Raw genomic sequence first — 14,414 nt, 5'->3', positions numbered from 1 at the left:
CCTCAGAGGATGGCCCCGAGGTCCTTCGCCCTGGCGATGTCGTCCCAGTCGACGTCGAGCTCGAGCAGGATCTCTTCGGTGTGCTGCCCGTGTTCCGGGGCGCGGGCGGGCGCCGGCGGGGTCTCGTCGAATTGAACGGGCGCCGCGACGATCCGGTATTTCTCCCCGTGGTCGTCGACGTTGGTCACGACGTACCCGTTGGGCTCGACCTGCGGGTCGTTGAGGGTCTCGCGCGGCGTCGCGAGGGCGCCCCACACCCCGGGTTCGTCCGCGAGCACCTTTTGCCAGTGCGCAAGGTCGTTGCGTGCGAAGGTGTTCGCGAAGATCTCGGTCGCCGCGGCCGCGTTGGCTATCAGGTTGCGCGACGGCACAAACCGCTCGTCGGTGGCCAACTCCCCCAGGCCCATGCGTTCACAGAAGCCGGCCCAGAACTTGTCTGGCTGCAGGAAGACCAGCTGAATCCACCTGCCGTCCTTGGTCTTGTAGCGGTTCACCAGGGGGTTGATGGCCAGCCCGGGCGGGGCGCCCGGGATGCCGTCGATGTCGAAGAAGTCGGCCGCCGAGATCGACGGCGCGATCGCCCACATGGCCTGCGCCAGCAGTGAGGAATCCACGATCGTCGGTTCGCCAGTCCGTTCTCGGTGAAACAGCGCGGCGCACACCCCACCGGCCAGGGTCGCGCCGCCCTGCAGGTCGCCGAACCCCGGGCCCTGGACCGCCGGCGTGTCGGTACCGAACGGCGTGAGCGTGTAGGCCACCCCGCCGCGCGCCAGATAGGTGGCCGCGTCGAAACCCCCGCGGTCCCGGTCCGGACCCCGGACCCCCAACCCGGTGCCCCGCGCGATGATGATCTTCGGGTTGAACCCGCGGATGTCCTCGACGGTGAGCCGGGCCCGCTCGAGCGCGCCGGGCAGCCAATTCGTCAGGAGGACATCCGCACTGGCCAGCAGGCGGCCGAACAGCTCGCGGCCCACCTCGGACTTGATGTCGATGGCGATGCTGCGCTTGCCGCGATTGCCCAACTCGAGGATGAAGTCGGCGTCCGGTCGGGCCGCTTCGCGGGTGAAGCCACCGACCACGAGCGCGCGTCCGGGGTCCCCCGCGGCGACGCCCTCCACCTTGATCACGTCGGCGCCCCAGTCCGACAGGGCCGCCCCCGCCGACGGCACGTACGTCCACGACGCCAACTCGACCACTCGGACACCGCTCAGCACGCCGGACAAGGGCACCATCCGCCTTTCTTGCTATTTTAAGTATTCTAGCTACTCTAAGGGATATCGACAGCCCGGCTGCGGCCACGCGCGGTTTTCGTGGAAGAGATGCGAAGGGGCCGACCATTGGGCCGACCCCGCTCCGCGACGCGGTGAGTGCGCGCCTTCCCAATTATTTGGCAGCGAATAGCTTTGGCCCCCAACGCGGGTCGCTGATTTAGGCAAGGGACGGGATATGGGCAGGGTGACGGGCAAGGTGGCCTTGATCAGCGGGGCCGCGCGGGGGCAGGGACGTTCGCATGCGCGGCTACTAGCCGCCGAGGGCGCCGACATCATCGCGGTGGACATCTGCGAGGACATCGAGACCAACGAGTACCCGCTGGCCCGGCCGGAGGATCTCGACGAGACGGCGCGGCTGGTCGAGAAGGAGGGGCAGCGCGCGTTCACGGCGATCGCCGACGTGCGCGACCGGGTGGCGCTGGCCGCCGCGATCGACCAGGGCGTGGCCGAGTTCGGCCATCTCGACATCGTGGTGGCCAACGCCGGCATCTGCCCACTCACCGCGGGCCTGCCGCCGCAGGCGTTCGCCGACGCCGTCGACGTCGACCTGCTCGGGGTGCTCAACCTCGTGCACGCGAGCCTCAAACATCTGCAGACCGGGGCGTCGATCATCGTGATCGGGTCCAACGCGGCGTTCATGTCGTCGTTGAACACCGGCGGCGGCGTGTCCGGCGGGCCGGGCGGAGCCGGGTACGCGTTCGCGAAACTGGCTGCCGCGCATTATGTGCACGACTTTGCCTTGGCGCTCGCGCCCTTCAGCATCCGGATGAACGCGGTGCATCCGACGAATGTCAACACCGACATGCTGCACAGCGCACCGATGTACCGGGCGTTCCGGCCGGACCTGTCCGAGCCCAAGCGCGAGGACGCCGAACCCGTCTTCCCGGTGGTCCAGGCGATGCCGATCCCCTATGTCGAGCCCGAGGACATCAGCGAGGCCGTGCTGTTCCTCGCCTCGGACGCGGCGCGCTACGTCACCGGCCAGCAGCTCCGCGTCGACGGCGGCGGCTTCCTGAAGGTCAAGCCGTGGTCGGGCGGGTGAGGGCGGCAACGCTAACCATGTTGGGGTGCAACGGAACTGGAGGGGCTTGGTGAGCGACGGTCGATCCGCAGCAGACATCGCGCGTCGCCTCTACGAACTCATGGTCTTGATGAAGGCGGCCGACGACCGCCTTTCCAAGGGCATCGGCACGGGCGAGTTCATGTGCGTGTACTGGCCGTCGCGGGGCCAAGAGGCCATCGCCGCCGCGATGGGGGTGTCGCTGCGGCCCGACGACCAGTTGGTGACGACCTACCGCGGGCTGCACGACCTGATCGGCAAGGGCGTCCCGCTCGAGGAGATCTACGGGGAGATGATGGGGCGCACCGTCGGCGCGAGCCGCGGTAAGGGCGGCACCATGCACATCGCCAACCCCGCCACGGGCGTCATGCTCTCGACCGGGATCGTCGGCGCCGGACCACCGGTGGCCGTGGGGCTGGCGATGGCCGGTAAACGCAAGGGCCTCGACCGCGTCACGGTGGTCAGCTTCGGCGACGGCGCCACGAACACCGGCTCGTTTCACGAGGCCGCCAACATGGCCGCGCTGTGGGATCTGCCGCTCGTCTTCGTGTGCCAGAACAATCTGTTCGCCGAGATGACGCCGACGTCGGACACGATGAAGATCGAGCACGTCGCGCAGCGGGCGGACGGCTACGGCATGCCGGGGGTTCGCGTCGACGGCAACGATCCGCTGGCGGTGAAGTCGGCGCTCGACGAGGCGCTGCGGCGGGCGCGCGCCGGCGCCGGCCCCACGTTCATCGAGTGCGTGACGTTCCGCTTCCGCGGTCACTACTTCGGTGACCGGATGGCCTACATCCCCAAGGATCAACTGGCCGCGGCCATGGCGGCCGACCCGGTGCCGCGGTTCCGCGACCACCTGGCGGAAGCCGGCATCTGCGGCGCCGACGAGCTCGACCGCATCGACCGGGAGGCGCTGTCCAGGGTGGAGGCCGCCCTTGCGACCGTCATGGGCGCGGAGCCCCCCTCGGTCGAGGAACTCGACCGAGACGTGTACGCGACCACGATCGGGTTCCCGGTATGACGCAAGAGAAAGAGATGACCATGCGCGAGGCGCTGAACCTCGCGCTCGACGAGGCGCTCGCCGCCGACGACCGGGTGTTCCTGCTTGGCGAGGACATCGCCGACCCCGGCGCCTCGGGACCGACGGCGGGGCTGTCGACCAAGTACGGCCACGAACGGGTCCTCGACACGCCCATCTCGGAGGCCGCGATCGTCGGTGCCGCGATCGGTGCCGCGATCGACGGCATGCTGCCGGTGGCCGAGATCATGATCATGGACTTCATCGGCATCGCGGCCGACCAGTTGATCAACAACGCCGCGAAGTTGCGGTTCATGACGGCCGGGCGGACGACGGCGCCAATCACCATCCGCACCCAGGTCTATGCCGGGCTGGCCACCGGCGCCACGCACTCGCAGAGCCTGGAAGCGTGGTTCATGCACATCCCCGGCATGAAGGTGATCGTGCCGGCCACCCCGCGCGACGGGAAAGGCCTTCTCACGTCGGCGATCTTCGATCCGGACCCCTGCCTGTTCATCGAGACCATCCGGCTGCAGGGCAAGAAGGGGCCCGTCCCCGTCGAACCCGGATTCTCGATCCCCCTCGGCCGGGCCGATGTCAAACGGCCCGGCACCGACGTGACGCTGATCGCCTACGGCCGCCCCGTGCACGACGCGCTCGCGGCCGCGGACACGCTGGCCGGGCAGGGTGTCAGCGCCGAGGTCGTCGACCTGCGCACGCTGGTGCCGCTCGATGTCGAGACGATCGTCGAATCCGCGCGCCGCACAGGGCGAGTCGTCGTGGTGCACGACGCGGTCCAATTCGCCGGCCCGGGCGCCGAGATCGCCGCCACCCTGCAATCGGAGTTGTTCGGGGAGCTGGCCGCCCCGATCGAGCGCGTCGCCGCCCGGTTCGTCCCCAACCCGGCCGCGGCGGCGCTCGAGGCGCAGGTGTACCCGTCGCCCGCACGCGTCGTGGAGGCCGCCCTGCGCACGCTTGAGAGAGCCAAAGTGCATGGCTGACTTCGTCATCCGGATTCCACGCGTGTCGGTGGCCGTCTCGGAGGCCGAGCTCACCGGCCTTCTCGTCGACGCAGGCGAGCGCGTGGAGGAGGGCACGCCGATCTACGTGATCGCCACGGAGAAGGTGGAGCAGGAAATCGAGGCGGGCGCCTCGGGCATCGTGCAGTGGACCGGACAGGTCGGGGCCACCTACGACATCGGCGCCGAAATCGGCGTCATCAGTTCCTAGCGAAAGGTAAGGCCGGCAATGGATCTCAACGAGACCCGCGAGAGAATCATCTACGAAAAGGAAGGCCCGATCGCACGGGTCACGCTCAACTGGCCCGAGAAAGCCAACGCCCAGGACCAGAAGCTGGCCGAGGAAGTCGACGCCGCGCTGCTGGACGCCGACCGCGACTACGACATCAAGGTGCTGATCCTCAAGGCCAACGGAAAGGGCTTCTGCTCCGGACACGCCATCGGCAACAACGCCGTCGACTACCCGGCGTTCGTCGAGGGTGCGAAGGTCATGGGCACGCCGTGGAAGCCACAGAGCGACCTGTTCGTCAAGCCGGTGCTGAACCTGTGGGAGTTCTCCAAGCCGACCATCGCGGCCGTGCACGGCTACTGCGTCGGCGGCGGGACGCATTACGGGCTGACCACCGACATCGTCATCGCCGCCGAGGACGCCTACTTCTCCTATCCGCCGTTGCAGGGCTTCGGGATGCCGTCCGGCGAATGCTCGATCGAGCCATGGGTTTTCATGAACTGGCGGCGCGCCGCGTACTACCTATACCTCGCCGAGGTCATCGACGCGAAGAAGGCGCTCGAGGTCGGCCTGGTCAACGAGGTCGTGCCGCGGGACCAGCTGGAGTCGCGGGCCGACGCCATCGCCCGCCACATCGCCCAGGCGCCGATGACGACGCTGCTGGCGACCAAGGCGAACCTGAAGCGGGCCTGGGAGCTGATGGGCATGCGGGTGCACTGGCAGAGTTCCAACGACCTCGTCGCGCTCGCGTCGGTCAGCAGGGACGTGCAGGAGCTGATCCAGACGGTGTTCAAGGACAAGGTGCTGCCGTCCGAGCAGGCCCGGCGCCAGGCGGCGGCGGCAGCCTCGTCCACCGACGGCGCGGCGACCACTTGAGCCTTCGCGAGGTCCGCTGGTGAATATCGCCGATCACGCGAGCACCGCCGCCGAGTCGCCGGCCCTCCTCCTCGCGGACGGCGGCACGATCCCGTACGGCGACCTGTATGAAAGGAGCCAACGGGTCGCGGCCGCCCTCCATGGGGCCGGGCTGCGGCGCGGCGACGGCGTCGCGCTGGTGCTGCCGAACCGGCCCGAGTTCTTCGAGATCACCTGGGGCTGCCAGCTTTCCGGGCTCTACTACACCGCCGTCAACACCCACTTCACCCCCGACGAGGTCGCCTACGTCATCGACGACTCCGACGCGAAGGCGGTGTTCGTCGACGCGTCGGAGGCGTCCGGGGCCGACCTCGCCGCGCACGTCCGCGCCGCCAACCCGGGTGTCGGGATCCACCTGGCCGTCGGGGCCGCGCTGCCGGGCTGGCGCCCGTACGACGACGCCCTCGCGGCTGCGGGCGAAGCCCCGCCGCTGGCGGACGGGTCGGAGATGCTCTATTCGTCGGGCACCACGGGACGGCCCAAGGCGGTTCGGCGGTCGCTGCCGGCCGACGGCAACGGGTCGTGGGCCCAGTCGGTCCTGGAGCTGGCGCTGATCCACAAGTACGGGATGGACCGGTCCAGCGTGTACCTCTCCCCCGCGCCGCTGTATCACGCGGCGGGGGTGAACTACACCATGGCCGTGCACCGCGTCGGCGCGGCATCGATCCTGATGCGCAAGTTCGACGCCGAGGCCGTGCTGCGGTTGATCGAGACGCACCGCGTCACCCACGCCCAGTTCGTGCCGACGATGTTCGTGCGCATGCTCAAGCTGCCCGAGGCGGTGCGGCGAAAGTATGACGTCTCGAGCCTCCAATGCGTGATCCACGCGGCGGCCCCGTGCCCGGTGGACGTCAAGCACCGGATGATGGAGTGGTTCGGCCCCATCATCCACGAATATTATGGGGGCACAGAGGGATTCGCGGGCACGACGATCGGGCCCGAGGAATGGCTGGCCCATCCCGGCTCGGTCGGCAAGCCGTTCAGCCCCGTACACGTGGTCGGCGACGACGGGGTCGAACTTCTCGTCGGCCAGTCCGGCGAGTTGTTCTTCGAGGGCGGGCCCGATTTCGAGTATTTCAAGGACCCCGCCAAGACCGCGTCGGTCTCCAACGAGCGGGGCTGGCGGTCGCTCGGCGACATGGGCTACGTCGACGAGGACGGATACCTCTACCTCACCGACCGGTCGACGTTCATGATTGTCTCGGGCGGGGTGAACATCTACCCCCAGGAGGCGGAGAACCTGCTGATCATGCATCCCAAGCTCGTCGACGCCGCGGTGTTCGGCGTCCCCAACGAAGAGTTCGGCGAGGAGGTCAAGGCCGTCGTCCAGCCGGCCGACGGCGTCACGCCCGGGCCCGACCTCGAGGCGGAGCTCATTGCGTACTGCCGGGCCCACCTGGCCGGCTACAAGTGTCCGCGCACAGTCGAATTCGAAGCGGAGTTGCCCCGCGACCCCAACGGAAAGCTGTACAAGAGGCGCATTCGCGAACGGTACTGGCAAGGCCGGGCTTCACGGATCCTATGAACGAGGGAACGGACATGGTGACTACCGAAAGCACCCACACCGACGTGAACTGGACGCCGCTGCCGGTGCCGTGGGCGGTGCAGCGGCCCGACCGGATCCCCAAGCAGCGGTACTACGACCCGGAGTTCTACGCGCTCGAAGCGGAGCTGCTCTGGCCCCGCGTATGGCAGATGGCGTGCCGGCTCGAGGAGATCCCGAAACCCGGCGACTACGTCGAGTACGAGATCCTCGAGGAGTCCGTCATCGTCGTCCGGCTTGACGCCGAAACGGTGCGGGCCTACCACAACGCGTGCCGCCATCGCGGGGTAAAGCTCGTGGAGGGCAACGGAAACCGCCGCACCTTCGTCTGCCCATTCCACGGGTGGTGCTGGGCAATCGACGGCCGCAACACCTTCATCCTGCGACCCGACGAGTTCGCCGAGGACAACCTGAGCCCGGATGATCTGCAACTCGTCCCGGTCCGATGCGAGCTCTGGGGTGGCTGCGCGTGGATCAACCTCGACGACGACGCGCCGCCGATGCGCGACTGCTTCGAGCCGTTCGCCTCGATCTACGACGCCTGGAAGGTCGAGTCGCTGCGCGTCGAGTGGTGGCAGGCGTGCCGGCTTCCGGTGAACTGGAAGCTGGCGACGGCCGCCTTCATGGAGGGCTACCACGTCCCGCAGACCCACCCGCAGCTGCTGCCGTCCTCGATGCCCAGCACGTCGAAACCGCCGGGGCTGGCCCAGACGAACCTGTACTTCATGCGCACCCTCGGCGAGGGCATGGCCGGCATGACCCACGAGAACGACGTCCGCATCGCCGAGGGCCTGCAGAACATGGAGTTACCGGCCGATCCGGCCGCGGCGATGGCCGCCTGGCGGGCCGCGCTCAACGACGCCATCGTCGACTGGCACCGCGCCCGGGGCTGCGACATGCCCGACCTGAACGAGCTGGAGCGGCGCGGCATCACCGAAGCGATCAATTTCTGCTTCCCGCACTACTTTCTGCTGCCCCAGTACAGCAGCGCCTCGTCGTACCGGATCCGTCCGCTGGGCCCGGAGGAGACGCTGTTCGAGATCTGGTCGCTGACCCGCATCCCGCCGGACCAGATCACCGCCAAACCCACACCACCGGAGCCGATGGCGCCCGACGACCCGCGCTGGCCGCCCATCCCCGCCCAGGATTTCTCCAATCTCCCGCGGCAGCAGAAAGGCCTGCACTCCAAGGGATTTGACTACATGCGACTGTCGGACCGGATCGAGGGGCTGATCTCGAACTTCGAACGCGTCGTCGACGGCTTCCTGGCCGGCCTGCCGTACGACGCGCTGGTGCCCGCGATCCAGAAGACCAACACCACCATCGACGTGCCGGTCGCCGACCTGGGCTTCGGCTCGGAGGGGCGATGAGCACCCGCTGGGACCGCTCGGTCGACCTGCTGATCGCGGGCAGCGGCGGCGGCGGCATGGTGGCCGGGCTGGCCGCGATCGACTGCGGGCTCGAGCCGCTGATCATCGAGAAGCAGGCCCTGGTCGGGGGTTCGACGGGGCTCTCGGGCGGCATCGTGTGGCTGCCCAACAACCCGTTGATGCGGGCCGCAGCAATCGCGGATTCGCACGAGGACGGCATGGCCTACCTGGCCGACGTGGTCGGCGACATCGGGGCGCCGTCCTCGCCCGCGCGCCGCGAGATGTTTCTCACCGCGGGCTACGAAATGATCAATTTCCTTATCCGCAAAGGCGTTCGGCTGATCCGGTGCGCCGGGTGGAGCGACTATTACCCGAACCACAAGGGCGGCAACGAGTCCGGCCGCGCCATCGAGGGCATCCCCTTCGACGCCGCGGAGCTCGGCGCCTGGAGCGACAAGGTGCAGCCGCCGCTGGCGAAGAACTACGGGTTCGTGGTCCTGACCAACGAGTTGCGCTCGGTGCAGTACTACAACCGGTCGCCGCGCGCGTTCGCCGTGGCGACCCGGGTGTTCCTGCGCACCGCGGCCGCGCGGATCCGCCGCCGGCAAATCCTCACCAACGGCGCCTCGCTGATCGCCCAGATGCTCAAGGCGCTCATCGAATTCGGCGACGGGCAGCCGCCGCTGTGGACCAACGCCGCGATGGAAGACCTGATCGTCGAAGACGGCCGCGTCGTCGGGGCGCGCGTGTCCCGCGACGGCGGCCCGCCGATGAACGTGGAGGCGCGCAAGGGCGTGCTGCTGGCCGCCGGCGGATTCGGCCACAACAAGGAGATGCGCCGCCAATACAGCGGCGATCAGCCCAACGAGGCGCAGTGGTCGATCGCCAACGCCGGCGACACCGGCGAGGTGCTGCAGGCCGCGATGCGCCTGGGCGCCAAGACCGATCTGCTCGACGAAGCCTGGTGGCTGCCTTCGGTTTTCATCGCGAACGGGGGCGCCGCGGCGGCCTCGCTCGGTTCGGGCCGGCAGCGTCCCGGCGCCATCTACGTCGACGCCACCGGCCGGCGATTCTGCAACGAGTCGAACTCCTACGTCGAGGTCGGCAAGGCGATGTACGCCAACAAGGCGGTGCCCTGCTGGATGATCTTCGACGACGGCTACGTGCACAGGTATGTCACCAGCACGAACCCGCTCAAGCGCAACCAAGGCCTGCCACCCGAACTCATTGAAAAGGGCGCGGTGAAGCGCGGAGACACCATCGCCGACCTCGCCCGTCAGATCGACCTTCCGGCCGACGAGTTGGCGCAAACGATCCAGCGGTTCAACCGCTTCGCCGCCAAGGGCTTGGACCCCGACTTCGGTCGCGGGCAGTCGGCCTACAACGACTGTCTCGGCGACCCCGGCTACCGGCCCAACGCCGCCGTCGGCCCGCTCGACCGTGGGCCCTACTACGCCACCCGGGTCTTCCCGGCGGACGTCGGGACCTGCGGGGGCGTGGTCACCAACGAGCACGCGCAGGTCCTGGACGAGCAGGACCTGGTGATCGAGGGCCTCTACGCCACGGGCAACACCACCGCGACGGTGATGGGCCGCACGTATCCGGGCGCGGGCGCGAGCATCGCCAGCTCGATGGTGTTCGGTTACGTGGCCGCGCGGCACGCCGCCGGCCGCCGGATCGCCGGCGAGAGGGCCCGCTAGACGCGCGAGCAGACGCAGAATCGCACGCGCTGAGCCCCCACAGTGCGATTCTGCGTCTTCTCGCGCAAAAACCTATTCGTCGCGGCCGACGAAATCGCGTGGCTTCATGCCCGACTGCATGAGCTCGGCCCGGCGCGCCTGCACATCCGAGGCAGCACCCACCATGTTGGTCAAGATGTGGCTGACCTGGAGGTGAACCCGCATGCCCATCAACTCCCAGGCCCGCTTCACGTTGTTCTTGACCGCCATCAGCGTCGTCAACGGGATCTGGGAGATCCTGCGCGCCATCTCTTCGACGGTGTCTTCCAGCTCCTCGCGCGGCACCACCCTATTCAGCAGACCCCAGTCGAGGGCTTCGCGCGCGGACAGGGTGGGCGCCAGCAGCAGCCAGTCCATGGTGCGGTGCCAGTTCATCAGCAACCAGGGCTCGATCATGGTGTGCCCGCCGGGCTCCCCGAGGCTTTGGGCAAGCGGCATCTGGAAATACGCGTCCTCGGAGGCCACACAGAAATCGGTCAGCAGGCCGAGATAGATTCCGCCGCCCATGCAATAGCCGTGGATCGCCGAGATCGTCGGCTTGGGAAACTCCCACAGATAGAGAGTGGGCCACAGAAACAGGTCAGCCGTGCCCTTGTACAGGTCCTCGAAGGTGTTGCCGAAGTCCGGGTAGGGATTCTCGTCCGGGCCCCAGCGGGCCACGTGCCCGCCGCAGAAGCCCTTCCCGTTGGCCTTGATGATGACGACCTTGATCTCTTTATCGCGGTCGGCCTCGTGCAGGCAGTCGTCGACCTCGGTGACCAACACCGCGTCCTTGGTATTGGCCTTGTCGACCCGATTCAGGATGATCCGCGCAATCGGCGGTTCGCGTTCATAGATGATCGCTTCGAGCACGCGCCGCTCCATCGTCGTGACATTACCGGCTTGCGGCCCGCATCCGAGTGCGGTGCCTCAGCCGCGCGCCACGAGCCAGGCGCGACCGTCGCCCTCCCCGGCGTCGACGAGCTCGAGCGCGGCGAACGCGGCGGTCAGCTCGCCCGCCGCGGCGCGAAACGGTCCCGGCGCGGCCCCGACCTCGCTCAGCGCGGCGATGGCCAATAGCCCGCCCGGCGCCAGGCGCTCGATGATCGCCCCGTCCAGGCGCCGGTCCCGGAAGTTATGGCACAGGATCACGTCGACGGGCGGTCCGGCGGGCAGCCCGTCGTCGAGGTCGAAGACGTCGAAGCGGCAGCGGTCCCCGACGCCGGCGAGCCGCGCGAACTCGCGCGCCTGATCGATGGCGACCGCCGAGACGTCGTACCCCCAGACGTCAAGCCCGCGGCGGGCCAGCCACACCGCGCCGCGCCCCTGTCCGCAGGCGAGGTCGAGGGCACGTCCCGCGGTCGGAAACTGCTCGGCGTGGTGCGCCACGAACCCGGGCGGCCCGACCTCGCCCACCGGCGGTGGCCCGGCGGCGGCGTACCGCGCGTCCCAGCGACGCCGGTCATCCTCGGCCATGGCGCCACCCTAAGTTGCGCACCGCGTTTCTACACTGGACCGGTGTCTAGAGAGGCGGCCACTCCGACGGACGCGGGGACGGCCCGCCGCTCCGACCGCCGGCCGGCGCAGACGATCCGCAAGGTCCTCGACGCCGGGCTGGAGGAACTGCGGGAATCGTCGTACGCGACCCTGACGATGCGCGCGGTCGCCACCCGCGCCGGCGTGTCCCCGGCCAGCGCGTATACGTACTTTCCGTCGAAGAGCGCCCTGGTGGCGGCGGTGTACCTGCGCTTCCTGCAGGACCTGCCGTTGCACACCGACGTCAACGACACCACCCAGGCGCGGGTCAGCGCGACGCTGCGCGACATGGCGCTGATGGTCGCCGACGAGCCCGAGTTGGCGACGGCCTGCGGCGCGGCGCTGATGGCCGACGACCCCGCCGTCAAGCCGCTGCGGGAGCAGATCGGCGAAGAGGTGTCCAGGCGGATCGCGGCGGCGCTGGGTCCCGGGTGGCCGCGAGCGGTGCGCTCCGCGCTTCAGATGACGTTCTCCGGGGCCCTCCTGACGGCCCGGTTCGTCAGCTATGAGGAGATCGCGGGACAGCTCGACGAGGCCGTCGGCCTCATTCTGAAAGCCTGCGCCGCCTAAAGCCCAGTGGCCCAACCGAATCGCTATTATCCAGCTGTGAGGATCGGTTGAGGATGCGCAGTCACGGCTGGGCAGGGAACGCGCCCGCCTCCGACGAGGAGGCGATCGAGCGCATCCTGGACGCCGCGGACCGGATCATCGACGAGCGGGGCCCGGCGATGGGAATCGCCGACGTGGCGCGGGCCCTGGGTGTGACGCGGCAGACCGTCTACCGGTACTTCCCCGGCACCCAGGCGTTGCTGGTGGCGGCCGCGATGCGGTCGGCCGACGGGTTCCTCGACCGCCTGGCGACCCAGCTCGAAGGCGTGACCGACCCGGTCGTGGCGATGACGGAAGGCATGGCGTTCGCCATCGAGCAACTGGCTTCCGACGATCAGGTCGGGTTCGTGCTGCGCCACCGCAGCGGTCAGAGCGTCTCCATCATCTCCGACACCGCCCTGGCCTTCGGGCGATCGATGCTGCATCGCTTCGACATCGATTGGGAGCACTACGGTTTCGACGAGACGGGGCTCGACGAGCTGAACGAATTCGGCCTGCGGGTGCTGCAATCCTTCCTCACGGACCCGGGCCGGCCCCCGCGCACCGGCGCCGACCTGCGCCGCTATCTCACCCGGTGGCTAGGACCCGCGATCGCCTACCCGCAGTTGATGCGCACCATGGACGCGCTTCGGGCAGCCGAGCCGGCGCAGGCGCGCGGGCGCCCGTCACGAGCGTCCTGATACCGCGGGAGTGGTTGATCCCTCCCCCGAGTTCGGCCATCCTCAACGAACCGACGTTGACGACGACCGACGAAGGAGGGGACATGGCAGGTCTGGGAGCAATCGCGCTGAACAGCGCCCCCATTTTCGGTGGCGCGATGCTGGCCATCGTGGCCGGTCAATTCCGGGGCCCGAACTACCGAGAGCTGATCAAAGAAGACATGGACCTGCTCGACCGGCTCCCCACCGACGCGATCACCCGACGCGCCGAAATGCAACGCATCATCGATGAGCGCATCGATGACCTGATCGGTGTCGCCGACAGGAACCGTGCGATGCGCCGAGCCGCCCTGACCTACCGGGGAAATTGGCGGGACATGGTGCTTTTGCTCTGCGCGCTGCTGTTCACCATCGTCTGGTGGGACGTCAGCCACGAGCGCAGCAACTGGCTGCCGATGTTCATCCTGCTGATCCTGCTGTGTGTGCTTGCCGCCGCGTACGCATTTCGCGGCGTGCTGCGCTCGGCCCGTTCGGTACTGCGCCGGCGGGGCGCCGGCAACCGCGAGACCGCCGCCCCGGACACACGCACGTAATACGGCCGACTTGGTCACATCACCGGGAGTTACCGCGCATTTCGGCTCGCCCGACTTGCGACCGGTCCGGCGCCCCCTTCTGCGGCCCTGAGCTGCGACATTTCCGGGGCCGTGGGCGCAGGCCGTCCCGTGGGAAGGCCTGCGAATCCGTCGGGGGGTGGCCCGCGCTCGGCGAGCATCCGTTACCGCGCTGTGACAAAATTTCGAGCGTGAAGTTTCCTCCCCTCCTCCGTCTCATTTGTGCTGCGGCGGCGCCGATTTGGGCGCTGTTGACCGCGCCCGTTCCGTTCGCCGCCGCCGAGCCGTGCCCCGACGTCGAGGTGGTCTTCGCCCGGGGTACCACCGAGCCCCCCGGCGTCGGCCGCGTCGGCCAGGATTTCGTGGACACGCTGCGCTCGCGTGTGGGCACCCGATCGCTCGGCGTGTACCCGGTCAACTACCCGGCCACCACGGACTTCCCCACTGCGATCGACGGCATCACCGACGCCGGCCACCACGTCGAGTCGATGGCGGCGAACTGCCCCAGAACCAAGATGGTGCTGGGCGGATATTCCCAGGGCGCGGCCGTGATGGGCTTCGTCACCGCGAACAGGGTCCCGGACGGGGCCAACCTCGCGCAGCCGCCCCAGCCGATGCCGCCCGACGTCGCCAATCACGTCGCCGCCGTCGCGCTGTTCGGCAAGCCGTCGACCCAGTTCATGAGCATCATCAACGAGCCCCCCGTCACGGTCGGCCCGCTGTACGCGCCGAAGACGATCGAGCTGTGCGTACCCAACGACCCGGTCTGTTCGGGCTCGGGATTCCCGGCCGCGCACCGGCAGTACGTCGAGGCCGGGATGGTCGATCAGGCGGTCGACTTCGCCGCGGGACGGCT

General features: G+C 68.7%; 15 protein-coding genes. 12 read left to right on the top strand and 3 right to left on the bottom strand.

The annotated features are described in order from the left end of the window. Positions 1-2: 2 nt before the first annotated feature. The gene (locus AC5Y2S_RS20525; protein WP_499958009.1) at positions 3-1,232 is read right to left on the bottom strand and encodes a CaiB/BaiF CoA transferase family protein; all 1,230 of its coding nucleotides are present in this window, start codon (positions 1,230-1,232) and stop codon (positions 3-5) included. Positions 1,233-1,446: 214 nt separating this feature from the next. On the opposite strand from AC5Y2S_RS20525, the gene AC5Y2S_RS20520 reads away from it, so the two are divergent. The 8 genes from AC5Y2S_RS20520 to AC5Y2S_RS20485 all read left to right on the top strand — a co-directional run bounded on the left by AC5Y2S_RS20520 (position 1,447) and on the right by AC5Y2S_RS20485 (position 10,125). Beyond that, positions 1,447-2,313 carry a mycofactocin-coupled SDR family oxidoreductase gene (locus tag AC5Y2S_RS20520; RefSeq protein ID WP_499958007.1) on the top strand — a complete coding sequence of 289 codons (867 nt, stop codon included), beginning with the start codon at positions 1,447-1,449 and terminating at the stop codon, positions 2,311-2,313. Positions 2,314-2,413: 100 nt separating this feature from the next. Continuing rightward, positions 2,414-3,352: a thiamine pyrophosphate-dependent dehydrogenase E1 component subunit alpha gene (locus AC5Y2S_RS20515; protein WP_499958504.1), complete on the top strand. Its 939-nt coding sequence runs from the start codon at positions 2,414-2,416 to the stop codon at positions 3,350-3,352. Continuing rightward, complete coding sequence (locus AC5Y2S_RS20510; protein WP_499958006.1) at positions 3,349-4,350, top strand: alpha-ketoacid dehydrogenase subunit beta; 1,002 nt, start codon at positions 3,349-3,351, stop codon at positions 4,348-4,350. The genes AC5Y2S_RS20515 and AC5Y2S_RS20510 overlap by 4 nt, the downstream gene beginning before the upstream one ends. Continuing rightward, positions 4,343-4,579, top strand: a complete 237-nt coding sequence (locus tag AC5Y2S_RS20505) for a lipoyl domain-containing protein (RefSeq protein ID WP_499880337.1) — start codon at positions 4,343-4,345, stop codon at positions 4,577-4,579. Before AC5Y2S_RS20510 ends, AC5Y2S_RS20505 begins: the two co-directional genes overlap by 8 nt. Before the next feature lie 18 nt (positions 4,580-4,597). Continuing rightward, on the top strand, positions 4,598-5,473 hold the full coding sequence (locus AC5Y2S_RS20500; protein WP_499906491.1) for an enoyl-CoA hydratase/isomerase family protein: 876 nt from the start codon (positions 4,598-4,600) through the stop codon (positions 5,471-5,473). A gap of 19 nt (positions 5,474-5,492) precedes the next feature. Beyond that, a complete protein-coding gene (locus tag AC5Y2S_RS20495) occupies positions 5,493-7,037 on the top strand; it encodes an acyl-CoA synthetase (protein ID WP_499958004.1) in 1,545 nt (514 codons plus the stop codon). Positions 7,038-7,051: 14 nt separating this feature from the next. Further along, positions 7,052-8,425, top strand: a complete 1,374-nt coding sequence (locus AC5Y2S_RS20490; RefSeq protein ID WP_499958003.1) for an aromatic ring-hydroxylating oxygenase subunit alpha — start codon at positions 7,052-7,054, stop codon at positions 8,423-8,425. Next, positions 8,422-10,125 (top strand): FAD-binding protein, encoded by a 1,704-nt coding sequence (locus AC5Y2S_RS20485; RefSeq protein ID WP_499958002.1) that lies wholly within the window; start codon positions 8,422-8,424, stop codon positions 10,123-10,125. The genes AC5Y2S_RS20490 and AC5Y2S_RS20485 overlap by 4 nt, the downstream gene beginning before the upstream one ends. A gap of 72 nt (positions 10,126-10,197) precedes the next feature. On the opposite strand, the gene AC5Y2S_RS20480 is transcribed toward AC5Y2S_RS20485, so the two are convergent. Together AC5Y2S_RS20480 and AC5Y2S_RS20475 are read right to left on the bottom strand one after the other, a co-directional pair. Further along, complete coding sequence (locus AC5Y2S_RS20480; RefSeq protein WP_499958001.1) at positions 10,198-11,028, bottom strand: enoyl-CoA hydratase-related protein; 831 nt, start codon at positions 11,026-11,028, stop codon at positions 10,198-10,200. A 45-nt stretch (positions 11,029-11,073) separates the two neighbouring features. Next, positions 11,074-11,619 carry a class I SAM-dependent methyltransferase gene (locus AC5Y2S_RS20475; protein ID WP_499958000.1) on the bottom strand — a complete coding sequence of 182 codons (546 nt, stop codon included), beginning with the start codon at positions 11,617-11,619 and terminating at the stop codon, positions 11,074-11,076. A 42-nt stretch (positions 11,620-11,661) separates the two neighbouring features. On the opposite strand from AC5Y2S_RS20475, the gene AC5Y2S_RS20470 reads away from it, so the two are divergent. The 4 genes from AC5Y2S_RS20470 to AC5Y2S_RS20455 all read left to right on the top strand — a co-directional run. Next, positions 11,662-12,249 (top strand): TetR/AcrR family transcriptional regulator, encoded by a 588-nt coding sequence (locus AC5Y2S_RS20470; protein ID WP_499957998.1) that lies wholly within the window; start codon positions 11,662-11,664, stop codon positions 12,247-12,249. 53 nt (positions 12,250-12,302) lie between these two features. Next, the gene (locus AC5Y2S_RS20465) at positions 12,303-12,968 is read left to right on the top strand and encodes a TetR/AcrR family transcriptional regulator (protein WP_499957997.1); all 666 of its coding nucleotides are present in this window, start codon (positions 12,303-12,305) and stop codon (positions 12,966-12,968) included. Between the two features lie 83 nt (positions 12,969-13,051). Further along, complete coding sequence (locus AC5Y2S_RS20460; protein WP_499957996.1) at positions 13,052-13,540, top strand: hypothetical protein; 489 nt, start codon at positions 13,052-13,054, stop codon at positions 13,538-13,540. A gap of 236 nt (positions 13,541-13,776) precedes the next feature. Further along, positions 13,777-14,414: cutinase family protein (locus tag AC5Y2S_RS20455; RefSeq protein WP_499958503.1), on the top strand; the 638-nt coding region annotated here is incomplete at its 3' end.

It is taken from the genome of Mycobacterium sp. NGS69, from assembly GCF_059812165.1.
The sequence above is the reverse complement of the archived record's forward strand: the minus strand, read 5'-3'. Positions and strand labels throughout refer to the sequence as shown.

What these genes read in the sequence shown, in the direction of transcription:
- AC5Y2S_RS20505 (WP_499880337.1), top strand. Translation starts at nt 4,343, where the DNA reads ATGGCTGACTTCGTCATCCGGATTCCACGCGTGTCGGTGGCCGTCTCG.
- AC5Y2S_RS20500 (WP_499906491.1), top strand. Translation starts at nt 4,598, where the DNA reads ATGGATCTCAACGAGACCCGCGAGAGAATCATCTACGAAAAGGAAGGC.
- AC5Y2S_RS20515 (WP_499958504.1), top strand. Translation starts at nt 2,414, where the DNA reads ATGGTCTTGATGAAGGCGGCCGACGACCGCCTTTCCAAGGGCATCGGC.
- AC5Y2S_RS20465 (WP_499957997.1), top strand. Translation starts at nt 12,303, where the DNA reads ATGCGCAGTCACGGCTGGGCAGGGAACGCGCCCGCCTCCGACGAGGAG.
- AC5Y2S_RS20475 (WP_499958000.1), bottom strand. Translation starts at nt 11,619, where the DNA reads ATGGCCGAGGATGACCGGCGTCGCTGGGACGCGCGGTACGCCGCCGCC.
- AC5Y2S_RS20490 (WP_499958003.1), top strand. Translation starts at nt 7,052, where the DNA reads ATGGTGACTACCGAAAGCACCCACACCGACGTGAACTGGACGCCGCTG.
- AC5Y2S_RS20460 (WP_499957996.1), top strand. Translation starts at nt 13,052, where the DNA reads ATGGCAGGTCTGGGAGCAATCGCGCTGAACAGCGCCCCCATTTTCGGT.
- AC5Y2S_RS20510 (WP_499958006.1), top strand. Translation starts at nt 3,349, where the DNA reads ATGACGCAAGAGAAAGAGATGACCATGCGCGAGGCGCTGAACCTCGCG.
- AC5Y2S_RS20520 (WP_499958007.1), top strand. Translation starts at nt 1,447, where the DNA reads ATGGGCAGGGTGACGGGCAAGGTGGCCTTGATCAGCGGGGCCGCGCGG.
- AC5Y2S_RS20480 (WP_499958001.1), bottom strand. Translation starts at nt 11,028, where the DNA reads ATGGAGCGGCGCGTGCTCGAAGCGATCATCTATGAACGCGAACCGCCG.
- AC5Y2S_RS20485 (WP_499958002.1), top strand. Translation starts at nt 8,422, where the DNA reads ATGAGCACCCGCTGGGACCGCTCGGTCGACCTGCTGATCGCGGGCAGC.
- AC5Y2S_RS20525 (WP_499958009.1), bottom strand. Translation starts at nt 1,232, where the DNA reads ATGGTGCCCTTGTCCGGCGTGCTGAGCGGTGTCCGAGTGGTCGAGTTG.